Origin of the sequence: Rhizobium ecuadorense, from assembly GCF_001187535.1 — a bacterium.
Lineage (GTDB): Bacteria > Pseudomonadota > Alphaproteobacteria > Rhizobiales > Rhizobiaceae > Rhizobium > Rhizobium ecuadorense.
Genome location: NZ_LFIO01000162.1, coordinates 1 through 643 on the forward strand (window position 1 = coordinate 1; position 643 = coordinate 643).

The 643-nt window shown below is 65.6% G+C and carries 1 protein-coding gene; it reads left to right on the top strand.

Going from position 1 to position 643, the window contains the following annotated elements; all coding sequences use genetic code 11:
- Positions 1–643: cadherin-like domain-containing protein (locus tag AF337_RS04490; RefSeq protein WP_152970899.1), on the top strand; the 643-nt coding region annotated here is incomplete at both ends.

Here is a 643-nt window from a genome sequence, read left to right on the forward strand (position 1 = left end):
ACTCCGTCACCGACGGAAATGGCGGCAATGTCCCGGCGACGCAGAGCTTCACGCTGGCTGCGGTCAACGATGCGCCGGTCCTCAGCGGCAATGCGGCGACGCTTGCGGCAGGCAGCGAGGACACACCCTACACCTTCAGCACCGCTGCCCTGCTGGCTGGCTTCACCGATGTCGACGGCGACCCGCTGTCGGTGTCAGGCCTCACCGCCAACCACGGCGGCCTGGTCAACAACAATGACGGCAGCTGGACCTTCACGCCGGATGCCAACTACAACGGCCCGGTCAGCCTGAGCTATACCGTCATCGACGGCCATGGCGGCAGCCTGCCGGCAAGCCAGAGCTTCACGCTTGATGCGGTCAACGACGCACCCGTCCTCAGCGGCAATGCGGCGACGCTTGCGGCGGGAACCGAGGACACGCCCTACACGATCAGCGCCGCTGATCTGCTGGCCGGCTTTACCGATGTCGACGGCGACCAGCTGTCGGTCTCCGGCCTCACCGCCAATCATGGCGCGCTCGTCAACAACAATGACGGCACCTGGACCTTCACCCCGGATGCCAACTACAACGGCCCGGTCAGCCTCAGCTACTCCGTCACCGACGGAAATGGCGGCAATGTCCCGGCGACGCAGAGCTTCACGCT